Source organism: Kosmotoga sp. DU53 (genome assembly GCF_001639905.1).
Taxonomy (GTDB): domain Bacteria; phylum Thermotogota; class Thermotogae; order Petrotogales; family Kosmotogaceae; genus Kosmotoga; species Kosmotoga olearia.
Map to the genome: position 1 here is coordinate 28,565 of NZ_JGCK01000063.1, position 14,497 is coordinate 43,061.

Here is a 14,497-nt window from a genome sequence, read left to right on the forward strand (position 1 = left end):
GCACCTCCCTGAATTTTTGAAAGTACAAAAAACTTACCCGGCATGTAAACGAGCCAGAATTGGATGAACGGTTTTTGAGCGTATTACGAAAGTAAAACCATTGACATTTATGAAAGGGGTTTAAGAAGCTCTCCTCTATTATACCATATTGGAATCATCTCTTGTTCTCAATTAATGCTGGTCACAAGGATTTCAATTTTTGTAAAAGGCTTTAGAAACAGAAAAGTTACTTGACCTGATAGGGATTCTTCTGGTAATATACAACAAAACTTTTTCATAATCGCAGGGGAGAGAATTTATGGTCAAAGAGATGCCTGTTTGTTTGAAAAAAGAAAATTCAAAGAAGCATGTCAAACGGTGTTGCCCGGGTTTTTCCGTCGGCAGCACAGTTTGAACGTGCTGTAGATAAAGGAGGAACGCCGGGCGAGAAATCGCCCGGCTTTTTTTATATCAGAGGAGGTGTTTGTGGTGAGGAGAACAACTTTCTTGGTAGTCGTTGTAAGTATTCTTTTGGTGAGCTTGACGTTCGGAAGCTTGATCGATGAAATCAAAGAACGAGGTGTGTTGAGAGTAGGTCAGGACGCCGGGTATATGCCCTTGTATGGAACCGACATGTACGGTAACCGTATAGGACTTGAAGTTGACGTTCTCAAGATTATGGCAACACTTCTTGGTGTTAGACTCGAATTCGTGGTTGTGAACTGGGATGGCATTATTCCTGCGTTGCTGTCTGAAAAATTCGACATCATCTGGTCCGGGATGACAATAACAGATGAGCGGGCTAAAAAAGTTGATTTCAGCGAGCCTTACCTTAAGATTGGTCAGGTTCTTGTCTACAACAACAGGAAAATTAGTTCAGTTCCTTCTCTGGAAGAGCTGAATAATCCCTCTGTAAGAATTGCAGTGCAGCTAGGAACTACAGGAGATGAAGCGGCAAGGAGGTTGTTCCCCAGAGCAAAAATTTTAACCTTTGACTCCATGGATGAAGCAGCTTTTCAGGTTGCTTCGGGTAGGGCTGACTTCACGGTCGTGGATTCTATATACGCACAGTACGTGGCGAAAAAATACGATCGTCTGAGTGTAGCTGATGGATTCTTGACCAGTGAAGAACTTGGGGTTGCGATTAGAAAAAATGATCCTGAAACATTAAATTGGATCAACAATTTTATCGAAGGACTTAAATCATCAGGATTCATGGAACTCCTGGAAGAAAAGTGGTTTGTTGAATATGAACCAGAATTGTAAGTATGAGGTGAAAAGATGCTGAAGTTCATGTCCAGAGTGCTTTTAGTGATCACGGTAACTTTGATATTCTTTTCTATTTACGCCTCCCTTTCGAAGGTGTATCCCTTTAATTGGTCGGTGATACTGAAGTATCGCCGACTCTTTTTTGATGGATTGATGACAACACTCCGGTTGAGTGTTACAGCGCTTGGGTTGTCACTCTTGGTGGGTTTTATAATAGCACTTTTTAGAACTTCCAGGATTTTAGTTCTGGAAGAGCTCGGTATGATTTATGTTTGGTTTTTCCGAAATATGCCTCTTCTTGTAATCATTCTCCTGATCTACTACGGAATTGGTTCTGTGGTAGCAATAAACCGTTTTTGGGCGGGAGTGATTTCCCTAGCACTTTTTGAAGGTGCTTATGTAGGTGAAATATTCCGTGCAGGAATAGAAGCCGTCCCTCGTGGCGAAATTGAAGCTGGTGAAGCATTGGGAATGTATAAATATCAGATCATGGGATCGATTATTTTTCCAAGGGCTTTAAGGATTTCCATTCCACCTCTTGTCGGACAGATGGTGAGTCTTGTAAAGGATAGTTCTCTCGTCTCAGTAATTGCACTTGGTGATTTGACTATGAGAGCAAGGCAGGTAGGTACTCAAACACTTGCAAGCCTTGAAGCGTATCTAGTGCTGGCAGGATTTTACTTAGCCATAACCTCCCTTCTTTCCTTGGTCGGGAGGTATTTAGAAAGGAGGTTGGCTATACCATGAATTCTCTTGTTTTAAGTGTCAAGAATATCTCACAGTTCTTTGGTTCTTTTCAGGTATTAAAAAATGTATCAATCGATATACATCAAGGTGATGTTGTAGCTATACTCGGTAAATCAGGAGCAGGTAAAACAACGTTACTTCGGACTATGAATTTGCTTATTGAACCGGAGTCCGGAGATATATTTTTCCGTGGGCAAAAAGTAAGTAGAAAGAAAAAGGTTATTCGTTATGTTCGGTCACGAATAGGTTTTGTTTTTCAGAATTTCAACCTGATAAGCCATCTAACTGCTCTTGATAATGTTGCTCTGGGTCTGGTGAAGGTCAAGGGAATGAAATGGTCTGAAGCCAGAGAGATCGCCGCCAGGAAGCTCTCCGATGTGCACCTTTCGGATAAACTGGGAAGTTATCCATCACAGCTGTCAGGCGGTCAGAAACAAAGAGTGGGAATTGCCCGGGCCCTCGCCATGGAACCTGATCTGATTCTTTTCGACGAACCTACTTCCGCTCTCGACCCTTCTCTTGTAGGAGAGGTAATGGGCGTGATAAAGGAACTTTCTACAAGAGGGATCACCATGGTTGTTGTTACTCATGAAATAGCCTTTGCTAAAGGTATAGCCAACCGCATTGTCTTTATGGAAGATGGTCAGATTGTTATCGATACTTCCCCCAAAGAGTTCTTTGATTCCTCTTCAGAAAAGATTCGCGAGTTTCTCGATGGGATTCTGTGCGGTGTGTGATAGCGGGATAAATCAGACAATATGATAGAATCATTTGTGTATTGGCAGAAGATTTTGAAAATCCCTTTTTGAGGAAGTGATTATGGGTCTTTACATTGTTATCACTGCGGATATTGTGGAATCAAGGAAACAGAAAAAATATATGAAAGAGCTTTCCGGGAAGCTAAAAAAATTAAAGGTGTCATCGGCAATAATGCCGTTTACAGTTTCAAGGGGAGATGAGTTGCAGGCGGTCCTGGGGTCTTTTGATGAACTGCCTGCTGTCGTCCGCCGATTGAGGTATATCGTCAGGCCTCTTGAATTGCGGATCGGGGTTGGAATTGGTGAAATAGATACAACGGGTTTAAACAGGGCGCGTTCTTCGTGGGAACTTAGTGGTGAAGCTTTTTTCAACGCAAGGGCTGCCCTTGAAGAAGCCAAGAGCTTGAAGATCAGTCGAACTTTTGTTAAGAGTGGTATAGAAACCCTGGATACATCGCTGAACACGATATTTTTGCTTCTTGATACAATTGTGGATGACTGGACCGAAAAGCAATGGGAAGCTGTCCATATATACGAACAGCAGGGGACGTATGAAAAAGCCGCTTCACTTCTGGGAGTATCCATTCAGAACGTTCAGCAACGCTGCAAAAGCGCAAAATGGAAAGTTGTGCGTAAAGTTGAACAGAATATAGCTTTCCTTCTCAGCGTTTTTCTAGATAACCGGCGATGATTTCAATGGTTTGGGGTTGAAAAACATAAATTCAATTAAAAATAGTTGAAATCGTACGTATCAACCCGGGCAGGTAGAAGATCGGAGGTTCGATGGTTTGATACCGTTATTGCTATCGATTCTGGGTCATGTTATGGCTGACTTCATCTTTCAATCCGATAACATTGCGGATGAAAAGCGCAGAATGTGCGTAAAAGCGCTCTTTGTTCATTGGCTTGCTGTATTCGTAACGCTTTTCATATTGTTGCTGGCGTATGATTTCAAAGTGGTTTTCTGGTATGCCCTCTGGTTATCGATTATACATATAACCCTTGATCTTTTTAAGGCGCTTTTTGAAAAGGTAGGATCTCCTGCCAGGGAGCTTTTTTTGTTTTTCATAGATCAGATTATGCATCTGGTTGTAATCGTGTTTTTTCTCCCTATATTTACCTTCGAGCTTAACGAAACTTTTAGTAAAACTATGAGCTCAATTTCAAAATATGCCGGTATTGAGCTATCGCAGCTGCCTGTTGAAAAGATTCTTTTGGTAGCTATAATCTACATATATGTTCTTTTTGGCGGCGCGGTTTTAATGAGGAAGCTTATCAATTTTATATACAGGAAAGAAGATGGCTCTCTTGAAAGGATCGCGGGGTCATCATCTGTTTTGAAGAACGTAAAAACCGGGAAGGTTATAGGGATATTTGAAAGGGCCATTGTTTTGACTTTTTATATAACAGGGAATGTGGCTTCGATTGCTTTCGTTATTGCTGCGAAATCCCTTGCCAGATTCAAGAACTTCGCTGAGAAAGATTTTGCTGAATATTATCTGATAGGTACGCTTGCCAGCGTTTTGATTGCCATGATCGGCGGTATCATCCTGAAATGTCTGGGAATTTGAAAATCTGCTGAAGCTTGCCGGAGACCGAGGTGAATCTTCTGTAAAAGTACTCTTTTGATTTTTATTCTACTTAACGTATAATAATATATGAGAGGCAAATACCAAAAGGAGGAGAAAGCATGGAATATAGAAAGGTTGGAAAATGGGGAATTAGAATCAGTGAACTTTCTCTTGGTTCTTGGTTGACCTTTGGAAACCAGCTTGACATTCGTGGAGCTAAAGAGTGCGTAAGGGAAGCTTTTAAAAATGGAATTAACTTCTTTGACACGGCTGAGGTGTATGCCAATGGCATGGCAGAATCAATGCTTGGAGAAGTTTTGAAAGAGTTCAGAAGAGAGGACATAGTGGTTTCGACGAAGATTTTTTGGGGTGGGGAAGGACCGAATAAGAAAGGGTTGTCCCGCAAACACCTGCTGGAAGGAACCTGGGGATCTTTGAAACGACTTCAGCTGGATTATGTAGATATTTTATATTGCCATAGACCAGATCCAGAAACCCCTATCGAAGAAACCGTTCTCGCAATGGATTATCTTGTAAGAAACGGCCTTACTCTTTACTGGGGAACGTCCGAATGGAGTTACGAAGAGCTTGAAGCAGCTCATAAGGTCTGTAAAGAGCTCAACTGCATTCCGCCGATTGTAGAGCAGCCGCAGTATAATATGCTCGTTAGGGAAAAGGTTGAGAAAGAATACGCGCCTATTTACGAGAAATACGGCATGGGTTTGACAACGTGGAGTCCCCTTGCATCGGGGGTATTAACCGGAAAATATAACAATGGTATCCCCGAAGGGAGTAGATTGGCGAGGTTTTCCTGGTTGAGAAAGAGTCTTGAAGAGAAGGGACTACTCAGTGAAGAGATACTTTCAAAGGTTCGAAAACTGGAAAAGATTGCAAAGTCTCTTGATGCTAAATTGTCTCAACTGGCTTTAGCCTGGTGTTTAAAGAATCCTCATGTCAGCAGTGTAATACTGGGAGTCAGCAGTGTGAACCAGTTGCATGAGAATATGGCAGCTCTTGAGGTGAAAAGCAAATTAACCGATGATGTGATGAGTGAGGTAGAGAATATTCTTTCAGGCAAATAACGAAAAAGGGGACTGGTTTAGCCCCCTTTTTTGGTCGGTGGTGTTGAGAACATGAAAGAAGAAATCATGGAATTCATCGAGAAGACGGTTTATGAGTATGAATTTCAAGGAGCTGTTGTTGGTATTAGCGGCGGGATAGATTCAGCCGTTGTCGGTAAACTCTGTGTTGAAGCCCTTGGGCGCGATAGGGTTTATGGCCTGATTTTGCCAGAAAGAGATTCATCACCGGAAACAGTGAGCGATGCAACACTTGTTTGTAAATATCTTGGAATAGACTACGCAATCAAACCCATCACGAAGTTACTCAGGGTTATGGGGGTTTATAAACTTGAGCCCGCTGCAATGTTCATCCCCAGAAAGCTTCAGGAAAATTATGTGAGGAAGAGAATGAGAGAGCTTTCGTATTCCGACAACCCTTTTATTGATGATCTTGAAAGTAAAGGTAATGCAGAATTTTTGAAAGGGCTGGCTTATTACAGAGTCAAGCATCGTGCGAGAATGTGTATGTTATACCTTGAAGCTGAGAGGCGAAACGACGTCGTTGTTGGCACTACCAACAAAACAGAAGAAGCCACCGGATTTTACGTTAAGTGGGGAGATGACGCGGTGGATGTAGAGCCGATAATGCACCTCTACAAAACACAGGTCTATCAACTGGCCGAACTTCTGGGTGTTCCTGAAAGAATTCGGAGAAAAGCACCTTCGCCGGATTTGGTTCCCGGCATTACAGATGAATTTATGTTTGGTATGAGCTATGAGGAACTGGACAGAATTCTCATGAAACTGGAAAAGGGGAAAACCCTTAAAGGTGAATCGAATGAAAATGTTGAAAAGGTGAGAAAAATCCTTGAGGCTGCTAAAAAAAGGAAACTCCGACAAATTAGCCTTCGGTAGATCTGCGTCGTATGGTTTACAACGATAAATAGAAGATCAGGATAGGTCGAAAACTCAGAAAAGAGCAATAATAGTGCCCAAAATATGTTCCCGTAAAATCAGCGATTAGATCCCCGAACTCAGCGCAGCCTCTTCCTGAAATGAAGTCGTAAGCTTCTTTTCCTACGCCGAGCAGTGTTGTAAAAAGAAAACCGCCTACTTCTCCAAAAAAATACCTGGATATGCCGTAGGCGGTGAAACTTACCGAAAAATGCAAATACTTATCGTACCCTTCAATGGAAAACGCAGCAGTCGCTATAACAAGCAATAATACCAGGAAAATAAATCCTTTGAATTTCACAATACCTAGAATGTCCAGATGACCTGCAGACCACTGGTAAAATACTCAGGCAATCCCTGTCCAATATACAGGTTTGCTGGATAGTCTTTAACCCACATGAATCTGAAGAATCCCGATAGGTAGAGATCGTTCATTACAGGAGCTATGATTTGCATTCCAACACCAGGAGCTACATGCAAATCTCCAACGCCAGGGATATCGGGCTCTCCGTCAACCGTGTCAACTAGAATTCCAAGAACACCGAGAGCATTGATGGCAATACCTCCGGGAATTTCGGTAATCGTATAGTACAGATCAACGCTTCCGAATGCTGCTTTGTTATTTAGTGCACGCATTGCAATTTCGCCGTTGAGAATAAAACCGTAATTCTCAGCAAGCGGTATCTGAATGCTCAAACTGCCCCCGGGTAGAGATACTTTTCCTGTTTCGAGCTTGGTGGCATGAAGTACAAGGCCACCACCTACCAGGATATCAGCGAAAGAAAAACTGGCAATGATAAGGGAAAGTAAAACCAATAAAAGGCCTTTCTTCATGTTCCTTCACCTCCTATTCTGAACTTCTTACAGGGAAATTATATCACAAGAGCTATGATATCTAACAAGGGGGTGAACAGATAGCCTATACTGAGTAATGGAGTGTTAACTTCAACCTATTGTCATTCTAACAATATGCTCCTTGTGCATTCATCGCTATTTTATCGAGTTTTAGGTGTTTGCAATCTTCAATGCGGGTTTTTGATTTCTAATTCCTTTTGCTAATAACTTTACCAATCGACTCTGTCGTTTGTATTAAGTGTTAGTTCCCTAAAAATATTCTTTATAGCTTGGTAGAATAGAAAGAAAAGGATTATCATATATTTCAGTGTAAGAAGCAGGTTCTGAATTGGTATGAAAAGTGAGGTGTTGTGGCTATGTCGAAGTTTATTTTGATAGGTGCGGGTGGAGCAGCGGGAGCGATAAGCAGATATCTTCTTTCTAAAGCGGTTAACTCCCTTGCGCCGATTGGATTGATACCGTGGGGAACAGTACTGGTGAATGTTATTGGCTCTTTTTTGCTTGCTTTTCTCATGATTTCATCTGCACAAAGGGTTAGTATAGATCCCCGATATATTTATCTTGTCGGAACCGGTTTTCTGGGGGCTTTTACGACTTTTTCGACCTTTTCATATGAGTTCATCACTCTCATATCAAAGTCTTCCTTTAGAGGGGCGTTGTATTTTCTACTTACAATTTCACTCAGTGTGATGGCTGCATACTTCGGGTTCATTTTAGGGAGGGGTAGATGATGAAAATGAAGAAGATGAGCGTATATCTTGGCGAAAAGGATAGGTACCAGCACAAGGAAATGTACGAACATATCCTTGAAATTTGCTACAACAACGGAATAAAAGGGGCAACGGTGATAAAAGGTATTATGGGATTCGGTGAAAAAAGACATATACACAGGAACGATTTTTTTACCCTTTCTGAAGATCTTCCAATTGTAGTGGAAGTAATTGATGTGGAAGAGAGGATAAATTTTCTGGCATCCAGGGTAAGAGAACTACCATTTGATGGGCTTATAGTGATTCAGGATGTAGAGGCATATTATGTAACAGGGAAAAAGTAGGGAATTTGTTGCTTCCAATCATGATAGTATTGTATGTAGGTTATTTATAACGGAAGGATGTGGTTTTGTGAAGAAATTCCTGATTATTTTGGTTGTATTTGTTTTAGGGGTATTGGGTTTTACCAACAGCATTATTGCCGAACTTACTGTTGATGGAACAATTACAGGGGTTCATGCTTTCCAGGTTGGATACGATGAGTACGAAAGTGCTCTTCAAGGGGCTCTGGCGAATTACGAAAGCCAGGGACAGAGTATCGACAAGTATTTTGGAAAAGAATCGCTGCCAAGCGAGATACAGCTGGGATATAGTGTCCTGAAGGTTTTGCTTGATAGAAAGGTTATGGCCTTTTTTGCTATGGAGCAGGATGTATTTCCAGATGAGGTTCAGGTTCAACAGATCACAGATGAGCTTGTTTCAAGATACATCTCGGATGAGACAACCAGAGCACAGCTTGAGATGTATTACGGTTCTATAGAAAACTTTAGACAGGTCGTTGAAGATATTGTGTTTGTGAGAACCCTTAGCCAGAATGTCTTCAATGCAATCGTTCCGGATTATGATGCGAGTGCAACGGAATATTTTGAAAGAAATAAGACTGACATTAAGAATGAATACGAAAGTGTTAACGCAGCACATATACTTGTTTCGACTGAAGCAAGCGCGATGGAGCTGAAAGAAAAGATACTTTTAGGGGAGCTTTCTTTTGAAGAAGCAGCCAAAAGGTATTCTCTGGACCAATACTCAGCCCAGCAGGGAGGAAATATTGGAGAGTTGAAACATGGTACCGTGATTTTAGAATTTGAAGAGGCAGCCTTCGCTGCCACTCCCGGTGAGATTGTAGGGCCGGTGAAAACCGATTACGGTTATCATCTTATAAAAGTGAACAGCAAGACCACTTTTGACTCATATGAAGATCTGAAGAATAGCAAGGCCTATGAGGACATAATGAGCCGGTTTGAGAATGAGGCCTTTCTTGGCTGGATAACAAAGTATAGACAGGATAAAAAGATACACTATATCATTTACGATGAAGATCTGAAAACCTTTGGCGAACTGGCGAATCTGACCGATCCTGGGAAGCTCTATAACCGCATCGTTAATTCACTATTCCATGAAAACAACGAATTGAAAGCAGGGGTTCCCGGGATTATCGCCGCGTTTTATATACAAATGGCGGACGATGAGCTCAAACAATATGAATCTCGTGAAGAAGCTTTCAAAACGATAATAGGAATTTGTGAGAGATTGCCGGAAGAGGAAAAGGGTGTTGAGCATTTTTCCGAACTAAAGGATAAAGCTGCGGAAAACGAAAACGTTAAACAGCTCCTGGATTACGCTGAAATCCTTGGAGTCGATTCGATTGAAGATGTGCACCTCAGGTTAGAGGAAATCAGGAATTACATGCGGGAAATCATGAATAAGGCTAAAAAAGTGGCATGGTATCTTTACGACAAAGCTCCTGATTCAGAAAAACTTCTAGAATATCTTTATCGTTTCGATTCCGATAATCCTAAAGCCGTTTATCTGTACACGGAGAATTTTTACAAAAATCAGGTTCAGCCTGTTCTGGCGGATTCTGATATATTTTCGAGCTACATAAATGCATACAAACAATACCTTGGTGAAAATGCTACGGAGACGCTTCTCGGTTACCTGATTCAGGGATTGGAAGGAAGGCTTGTTGAAAAGATTGTGGAAGACGAAAGTGTATCTGAAGATCTGAGGAAGTCCGCGCTTGAGTTACTCGTTGGTGCCTATGAAAATGCATGCAATCTTCCACTGGATAATAGGTTGAAACTTCAGTATCTGGGAATCGAGAAAGATTATCTCCTGAAGCTTTCGGAATTAACTCCTGAGGCCACAGATGTTAAACAGTTGTTGGATGCTGTGGATGAGAGATTGAAAGAGCTTCGGTAGTTTTTCCGCCAAAGAAAAAGCGCCCCAGATGGGGCGCTTTTTTAGCTTAAATTCAATTTGAATATATCGGAAGTTCCTTAAAGAGGTTGAGAACATCGGTTGTGATGTCAAAAGCTTCCGTAAATCTATCGATGAATGGGCTGCTTATTCTCGTGAAGAAGTTCAAGGGGGCGGTTGTGGTATTTATCTCAGGTTGCATAGTTGTGCTATCAAGAGGAACAGCAACCTGACCTGATAACGTTACCCAGGAATCTACTAAGTTATAGGATAAACCGCTTCCTGCTGTGATGTTACTATCTATAAAGCCTTCACCACTTACATAGGTTTTGTAAGGATCCTGACCAGCAGGTATTTCCCAGCTACCGATATTTTGGAATACACCGTATGTGGTTGCAGCGGCGGGAATGAATTGTTCAATATTTGTTGAACCTATTAGTTTGTAATCGACGCTTACGTTAAATACCGCAAAGAGTTTTTCCTCACCGGTGAAGGGTTCGGTTGTGGTGACATAAAGCTCTGGGGTTGCAGCGGCGGTAACTTGGAGGTTGGTAAATGTAGCCTCGTAACATGTGACGGTTGCACTTGTTGCGCTATCAACGGTAAAGTTTCCAAGATAACCCAGATATCTTGCCATGCCAGTCTCCGAACCGACTTCATAACTCGGAGTTTCGGTAGGATCATAAAAAAGAACATAAAGATCGTAAGGAATACCTTTCAAAAGGTAAATGCTTCCAATCTCAAATGTAGACTGAGTGGAATCATAAGTTGCCGTAATGGTATTCACAATATCTTGACTTCCCGCAATGGTCACAATGGTTTTTACTGTATATGATTTGCTGGATGGATCCGCATCGCCCGGAAGTATGCTGGGTGTAAACGGGCTTGGTAACTTTGCAACAACCCTGACCCCGCTCTTGTCACCATGTAGTTTATCGGAATTCAAATCCCATTCTGTAGGTCCACAGGCTGCTAAAATGAGTAATACTGTGACTAGCATGAGAAAAAGTTTTTTCATATAAGACCACCTCCACCATGAATTTCAATCAGAAGATATAATCAATTTTACCATTTTTACCATCTACCAAAAAATGTTGCTCCCCACATGAACTCGATATCGATGTTCTGATCGGTGATAGTGTTGTTGAGATTTGCGCCAGCACCAAGAGAGAGACCCATATTTCCTGCGGTAAGTTGGAATCCTCCGCCAACGACGACGTCACTGTTTGTCCAGTTCAGATCGACGTTGTAGCTCACGCCTCCCCTCAGCGCCAGAGCGTCGAACAACTTCAGATCGAGGGAGATACCAGCGTACCTGACGTTCATTCCAGCTCTGGTACCGAACTCTATTCCTAGCCTGAAGGGAAGGGTTACTATTCTGAATCCTACGAACAAGTCGAGTTTTTCAGCTGTGCTGTTAGAAAGGCTTGTCCAGATCAAGGCGTTGTTGAAAGCGGCGACGTATTGCACAAAATCACCTGTAGCTCCGGTTATTCCAGCACTTGCCATGAGCCAGTAGGTATCCAGACCGGGAGTGGTTATATCTTCAACATCGAGCTTCAATTTTACTCCATAATTGGTTGTTGGCGATAAAGATCCGGAAACGGTATAACTTATCGAACGATAATCATTGACAAGGCCAGCGTCCATGACCCACTCGAGGATTCCGGCCATTCCACCCTCAGAGGGATCGAAAAAGAGAATATGGAGTTCGCGTTCAACGGTTTCAGAGCCGGCTCGACGGTATTCGAGCACTTGTGTGGACACTGCGGAGTTTAATATCCCATAAAGGTCTGAAGGGCTTCCGTAATTTGCCCAGTAACCCGTTGCCAGAATTGAATTTCCGCCAGTCTGAACAAGGAACGGGTCAAAGGAAAAACCTGTAACCGATAATAGACCCAGAAGAATTATGAGATAATATTTTTTCATTCAATCACCCCTCGGATACATTTACCCCGGTATCGTTCTTGATTAACTGTTTTCGGGTACACAACTCTTTGAACTCTAAGAATCTTTCTTCGCGAATGGCATTTCTGAGTCGGTCGGTGAAATCCAGCAAAAAATGCACATTATGGTAACTCAGCATCATTTTTCCAAGGAGCTCATCACGTGAAAACAGGTGATGTATGTAACCTTTTGAGTAGGTTCTGCAAACCTTACAGTTGCACTCAGGATCGATGGGATCTTTGGAAAACTTGTGCCTGGCAGCTTTGAGATTGATTTTTCCGGACCATGTTAATGCTGTTCCATGCCTTCCCATTCGCGTTGGAAGGACGCAGTCGAACATATCGATGCCGTTCTCGACAGCCATGATTATCATATCTGGCGTACCAATTCCCATGAGATATCTTGGCTTATCCTCCGGAAGGAGTTTTGTTGTAAACTCGAGAATATCCCTGGTCACCTCAAAGGGTTCACCAACACTCAAACCACCTACGGCGAATCCATCGAAATCCATGGCTGTAATTTCCCTGGCGCTCTTTTCGCGCAGGTCTTTGTAAAAAGCACCCTGAACGATTCCAAAGAGCGCCTGAGAACGGTCATGATACGCTAAGCACTTTTCTGCCCATCTGGTTGTCCTTTCCACCGATTCTTGTGCGTAGGTTCTGTCTAACTCAGGCGCGACACATTCGTCGAATGCCATCGCTATATCCGATCCGAGCGTCATCTGTATTTCCATGGATAATTCCGGTGTCATCATGATCTTGGAGCCATCGATGGGCGATTTAAACAGAACACCTTCGTCCAGAACTTTTTTATCTTTAAGGCTGAAAACCTGAAATCCTCCACTGTCGGTGAGTATAGAATTATTCCAGTTCATGAAACTGTGCAGACCGCCAAAGCTTCTTATTACCTCGAGACCAGGCTTTAAATAAAGGTGGAAAGCATTGCCAAGAATGATTCTTGCCCCAAGCTCCTTTAATTGCTCCTGCCAGAGTCCTTTGACGGTAGCGTTGGTACCCACAGGCATAAACACAGGTGTTTCGAAAACACCGTGTTTTGTTTCTAGCTTTCCAGTTCTCGCGGATGTTACCGGGTCTTTTTTTGTGACGGTGAATTTAACCATTTCTCTTTTTTATTCACCTCGAGTATCCTCCGGTAGGAGGCTTCGATTTGCTTTTCGAGATGGTCCATTTCTTCTTTGATCCAGTTACAGTACCGTGGATCTTTCAGTGACTTCATGTTGATCATTACGTTGGCCTTTGCGACATAATAAACTGCGTACAACAAATGTGCAGCACTTTCAGCGTCGGAAATAGCGTTGAGATTGCCCCATTTTGCCAGTCTTTCCACGTTCACTATGACATTTTTACAACGTCTGGCAAGATCGAAGGGCACTTCGATGGCAGTTTTTAAAGCTTGTTGGATCTTCACTGTTCTGACGGCTTTTTCTTCTTCAGAATTTTTAGGAAGCCTGTAAGCTGCCATTACCTGATCGAAGGCTTGAACGTCCTTATTTACGAGATCACAAAGGTAGCTCATCTCGTTGCCGAAGATTTCGAGACATGCTTCCATCTGACTCTCAACGTCTTCGTATCCTTTCTTGCCGATGGTAAGGTTCGAAACCATAGCACCAAGTGCAGCGGCCAAAGCAGCCGCAACAGCTCCAACAGCGCCTCCACCTGGAGTCGGTGATTTCTCGGCAACTCGCTTTATGAAGTCCTTAACGCTTAACGAGCAAAGATCCATCCAAATCCCCCCTGTTGTATTATTTTTTGCCTATTATTTTCATTCCAGAACTCGTTCCAATTCTGTCGGCGCCCGCAATCAACATCCTTATCATATCTTCCCTGGTTCGCACACCGCCTGAAGCTTTTACCTTCACATTATCTCCCACGACGAATTTCATCAGGGAGACATCTTCTGCTGTTGCGCCGCCTGAACTGAAGCCTGTGGATGTTTTGACGAAAGCGGCTCCAGCTTCTTTTGCTATAACGCACGCAGCGATCTTCTCTGCCTCTGTGAGCAACGCCGTTTCAATTATAACCTTTACGACCTTGTCTTTTGCGGCTTTTACCACCTTTGCGATATCTTCGAAAACCAGGTCGTAAAGGCCCGCTTTGAGGTAACCGATATTTATAACCATGTCAAATTCATCGGCACCGTGATTCAGGCTCCACTCCGTTTCATAGACCTTTACATCGGTCGGAACAGCGCCAAGAGGGAATCCGATGACAACAGCACGCGCCACATCAGTGCCTTCAAGAAGCTTGGTGACTAACGGAAGATGACAACTGTTGACACAAACACTGAAGAAGTTGTTCTCTCTGGCTTCCATAAGTCAAAGGGTTTAATCATTTCGGGGKAGCATCAGGTTTCAACAGGGTATGATC

General features: G+C 42.7%; 16 protein-coding genes and 1 pseudogene. 10 read left to right on the top strand and 7 right to left on the bottom strand.

Features of this window, described 5'->3' with window-relative positions:
• Positions 1-468 precede the first annotated feature (468 nt).
• The 7 genes from DU53_RS08740 to nadE all read left to right on the top strand — a co-directional run bounded on the left by DU53_RS08740 (position 469) and on the right by nadE (position 6,300).
• Positions 469-1,245: a transporter substrate-binding domain-containing protein gene (locus tag DU53_RS08740; RefSeq protein WP_148208024.1), complete on the top strand. Its 777-nt coding sequence runs from the start codon at positions 469-471 to the stop codon at positions 1,243-1,245.
• 15 nt (positions 1,246-1,260) lie between these two features.
• Positions 1,261-1,995 carry an amino acid ABC transporter permease gene (locus DU53_RS08745; protein ID WP_015869005.1) on the top strand — a complete coding sequence of 245 codons (735 nt, stop codon included), beginning with the start codon at positions 1,261-1,263 and terminating at the stop codon, positions 1,993-1,995.
• Positions 1,992-2,732, top strand: coding sequence for an amino acid ABC transporter ATP-binding protein (locus tag DU53_RS08750; RefSeq protein WP_015869006.1), 741 nt, complete (start codon positions 1,992-1,994; stop codon positions 2,730-2,732). Before DU53_RS08745 ends, DU53_RS08750 begins: the two co-directional genes overlap by 4 nt.
• Positions 2,733-2,814: 82 nt before the next feature.
• Complete coding sequence (locus tag DU53_RS08755; RefSeq protein WP_015869007.1) at positions 2,815-3,444, top strand: SatD family protein; 630 nt, start codon at positions 2,815-2,817, stop codon at positions 3,442-3,444.
• Between the two features lie 97 nt (positions 3,445-3,541).
• The gene (locus tag DU53_RS08760; protein ID WP_015869008.1) at positions 3,542-4,324 is read left to right on the top strand and encodes a DUF3307 domain-containing protein; all 783 of its coding nucleotides are present in this window, start codon (positions 3,542-3,544) and stop codon (positions 4,322-4,324) included.
• Positions 4,325-4,443: 119 nt separating this feature from the next.
• Positions 4,444-5,406: an aldo/keto reductase gene (locus DU53_RS08765; protein ID WP_063728432.1), complete on the top strand. Its 963-nt coding sequence runs from the start codon at positions 4,444-4,446 to the stop codon at positions 5,404-5,406.
• 51 nt (positions 5,407-5,457) lie between these two features.
• The gene (gene nadE, locus DU53_RS08770; RefSeq protein WP_063728434.1) at positions 5,458-6,300 is read left to right on the top strand and encodes an NAD(+) synthase; all 843 of its coding nucleotides are present in this window, start codon (positions 5,458-5,460) and stop codon (positions 6,298-6,300) included.
• A gap of 16 nt (positions 6,301-6,316) precedes the next feature.
• On the opposite strand, the gene DU53_RS08775 is transcribed toward nadE, so the two are convergent.
• On the bottom strand, positions 6,317-6,640 hold the full coding sequence (locus DU53_RS08775) for a hypothetical protein (protein ID WP_015869011.1): 324 nt from the start codon (positions 6,638-6,640) through the stop codon (positions 6,317-6,319).
• Positions 6,641-6,645: 5 nt separating this feature from the next.
• Positions 6,646-7,173, bottom strand: coding sequence for a hypothetical protein (locus tag DU53_RS08780; protein WP_063728436.1), 528 nt, complete (start codon positions 7,171-7,173; stop codon positions 6,646-6,648).
• Between the two features lie 377 nt (positions 7,174-7,550).
• Here DU53_RS08780 and crcB point away from each other — a divergent pair, with 377 nt between their 5' ends.
• The 3 genes from crcB to DU53_RS08795 all read left to right on the top strand — a co-directional run bounded on the left by crcB (position 7,551) and on the right by DU53_RS08795 (position 10,166).
• Positions 7,551-7,925 carry a fluoride efflux transporter CrcB gene (gene crcB / locus DU53_RS08785; protein WP_063728437.1) on the top strand — a complete coding sequence of 125 codons (375 nt, stop codon included), beginning with the start codon at positions 7,551-7,553 and terminating at the stop codon, positions 7,923-7,925.
• Positions 7,925-8,248, top strand: coding sequence for a DUF190 domain-containing protein (locus DU53_RS08790; protein ID WP_201030044.1), 324 nt, complete (start codon positions 7,925-7,927; stop codon positions 8,246-8,248). The genes crcB and DU53_RS08790 overlap by 1 nt, the downstream gene beginning before the upstream one ends.
• A 67-nt stretch (positions 8,249-8,315) precedes the next feature.
• A complete protein-coding gene (locus tag DU53_RS08795) occupies positions 8,316-10,166 on the top strand; it encodes a peptidylprolyl isomerase (RefSeq protein ID WP_063728438.1) in 1,851 nt (616 codons plus the stop codon).
• A gap of 52 nt (positions 10,167-10,218) precedes the next feature.
• On the opposite strand, the gene DU53_RS08800 is transcribed toward DU53_RS08795, so the two are convergent.
• The 5 genes and pseudogenes from DU53_RS08800 to deoC all read right to left on the bottom strand — a co-directional run bounded on the left by DU53_RS08800 (position 10,219) and on the right by deoC (position 14,488).
• Positions 10,219-11,181, bottom strand: a complete 963-nt coding sequence (locus tag DU53_RS08800) for a hypothetical protein (protein WP_015869016.1) — start codon at positions 11,179-11,181, stop codon at positions 10,219-10,221.
• 56 nt (positions 11,182-11,237) lie between these two features.
• Positions 11,238-12,092 (bottom strand): hypothetical protein, encoded by an 855-nt coding sequence (locus DU53_RS08805; protein ID WP_063728440.1) that lies wholly within the window; start codon positions 12,090-12,092, stop codon positions 11,238-11,240.
• 4 nt (positions 12,093-12,096) lie between these two features.
• A complete protein-coding gene (tgt, locus tag DU53_RS08810) occupies positions 12,097-13,230 on the bottom strand; it encodes a tRNA guanosine(34) transglycosylase Tgt (RefSeq protein WP_063728441.1) in 1,134 nt (377 codons plus the stop codon).
• On the bottom strand, positions 13,194-13,853 hold the full coding sequence (locus DU53_RS08815) for a cyclodeaminase/cyclohydrolase family protein (RefSeq protein ID WP_063728443.1): 660 nt from the start codon (positions 13,851-13,853) through the stop codon (positions 13,194-13,196). The genes tgt and DU53_RS08815 overlap by 37 nt, the downstream gene beginning before the upstream one ends.
• Positions 13,854-13,872: 19 nt before the next feature.
• Positions 13,873-14,488 (bottom strand): annotated as a pseudogene (gene deoC, locus DU53_RS08820) (deoxyribose-phosphate aldolase).
• Positions 14,489-14,497 lie beyond the last annotated feature (9 nt).

Excerpts from the sequence above, each read along its gene's own strand:
- DU53_RS08780 (WP_063728436.1), bottom strand. The coding sequence starts at position 7,173 with ATGAAGAAAGGCCTTTTATTGGTTTTACTTTCCCTTATCATTGCCAGT.
- tgt (WP_063728441.1), bottom strand. The coding sequence starts at position 13,230 with ATGGTTAAATTCACCGTCACAAAAAAAGACCCGGTAACATCCGCGAGA.
- DU53_RS08790 (WP_201030044.1), top strand. The coding sequence starts at position 7,925 with ATGAAAATGAAGAAGATGAGCGTATATCTTGGCGAAAAGGATAGGTAC.
- crcB (WP_063728437.1), top strand. The coding sequence starts at position 7,551 with ATGTCGAAGTTTATTTTGATAGGTGCGGGTGGAGCAGCGGGAGCGATA.
- DU53_RS08745 (WP_015869005.1), top strand. The coding sequence starts at position 1,261 with ATGCTGAAGTTCATGTCCAGAGTGCTTTTAGTGATCACGGTAACTTTG.
- DU53_RS08765 (WP_063728432.1), top strand. The coding sequence starts at position 4,444 with ATGGAATATAGAAAGGTTGGAAAATGGGGAATTAGAATCAGTGAACTT.
- DU53_RS08805 (WP_063728440.1), bottom strand. The coding sequence starts at position 12,092 with ATGAAAAAATATTATCTCATAATTCTTCTGGGTCTATTATCGGTTACA.
- DU53_RS08815 (WP_063728443.1), bottom strand. The coding sequence starts at position 13,853 with ATGGATCTTTGCTCGTTAAGCGTTAAGGACTTCATAAAGCGAGTTGCC.
- DU53_RS08800 (WP_015869016.1), bottom strand. The coding sequence starts at position 11,181 with ATGAAAAAACTTTTTCTCATGCTAGTCACAGTATTACTCATTTTAGCA.
- nadE (WP_063728434.1), top strand. The coding sequence starts at position 5,458 with ATGAAAGAAGAAATCATGGAATTCATCGAGAAGACGGTTTATGAGTAT.
- DU53_RS08755 (WP_015869007.1), top strand. The coding sequence starts at position 2,815 with ATGGGTCTTTACATTGTTATCACTGCGGATATTGTGGAATCAAGGAAA.
- DU53_RS08750 (WP_015869006.1), top strand. The coding sequence starts at position 1,992 with ATGAATTCTCTTGTTTTAAGTGTCAAGAATATCTCACAGTTCTTTGGT.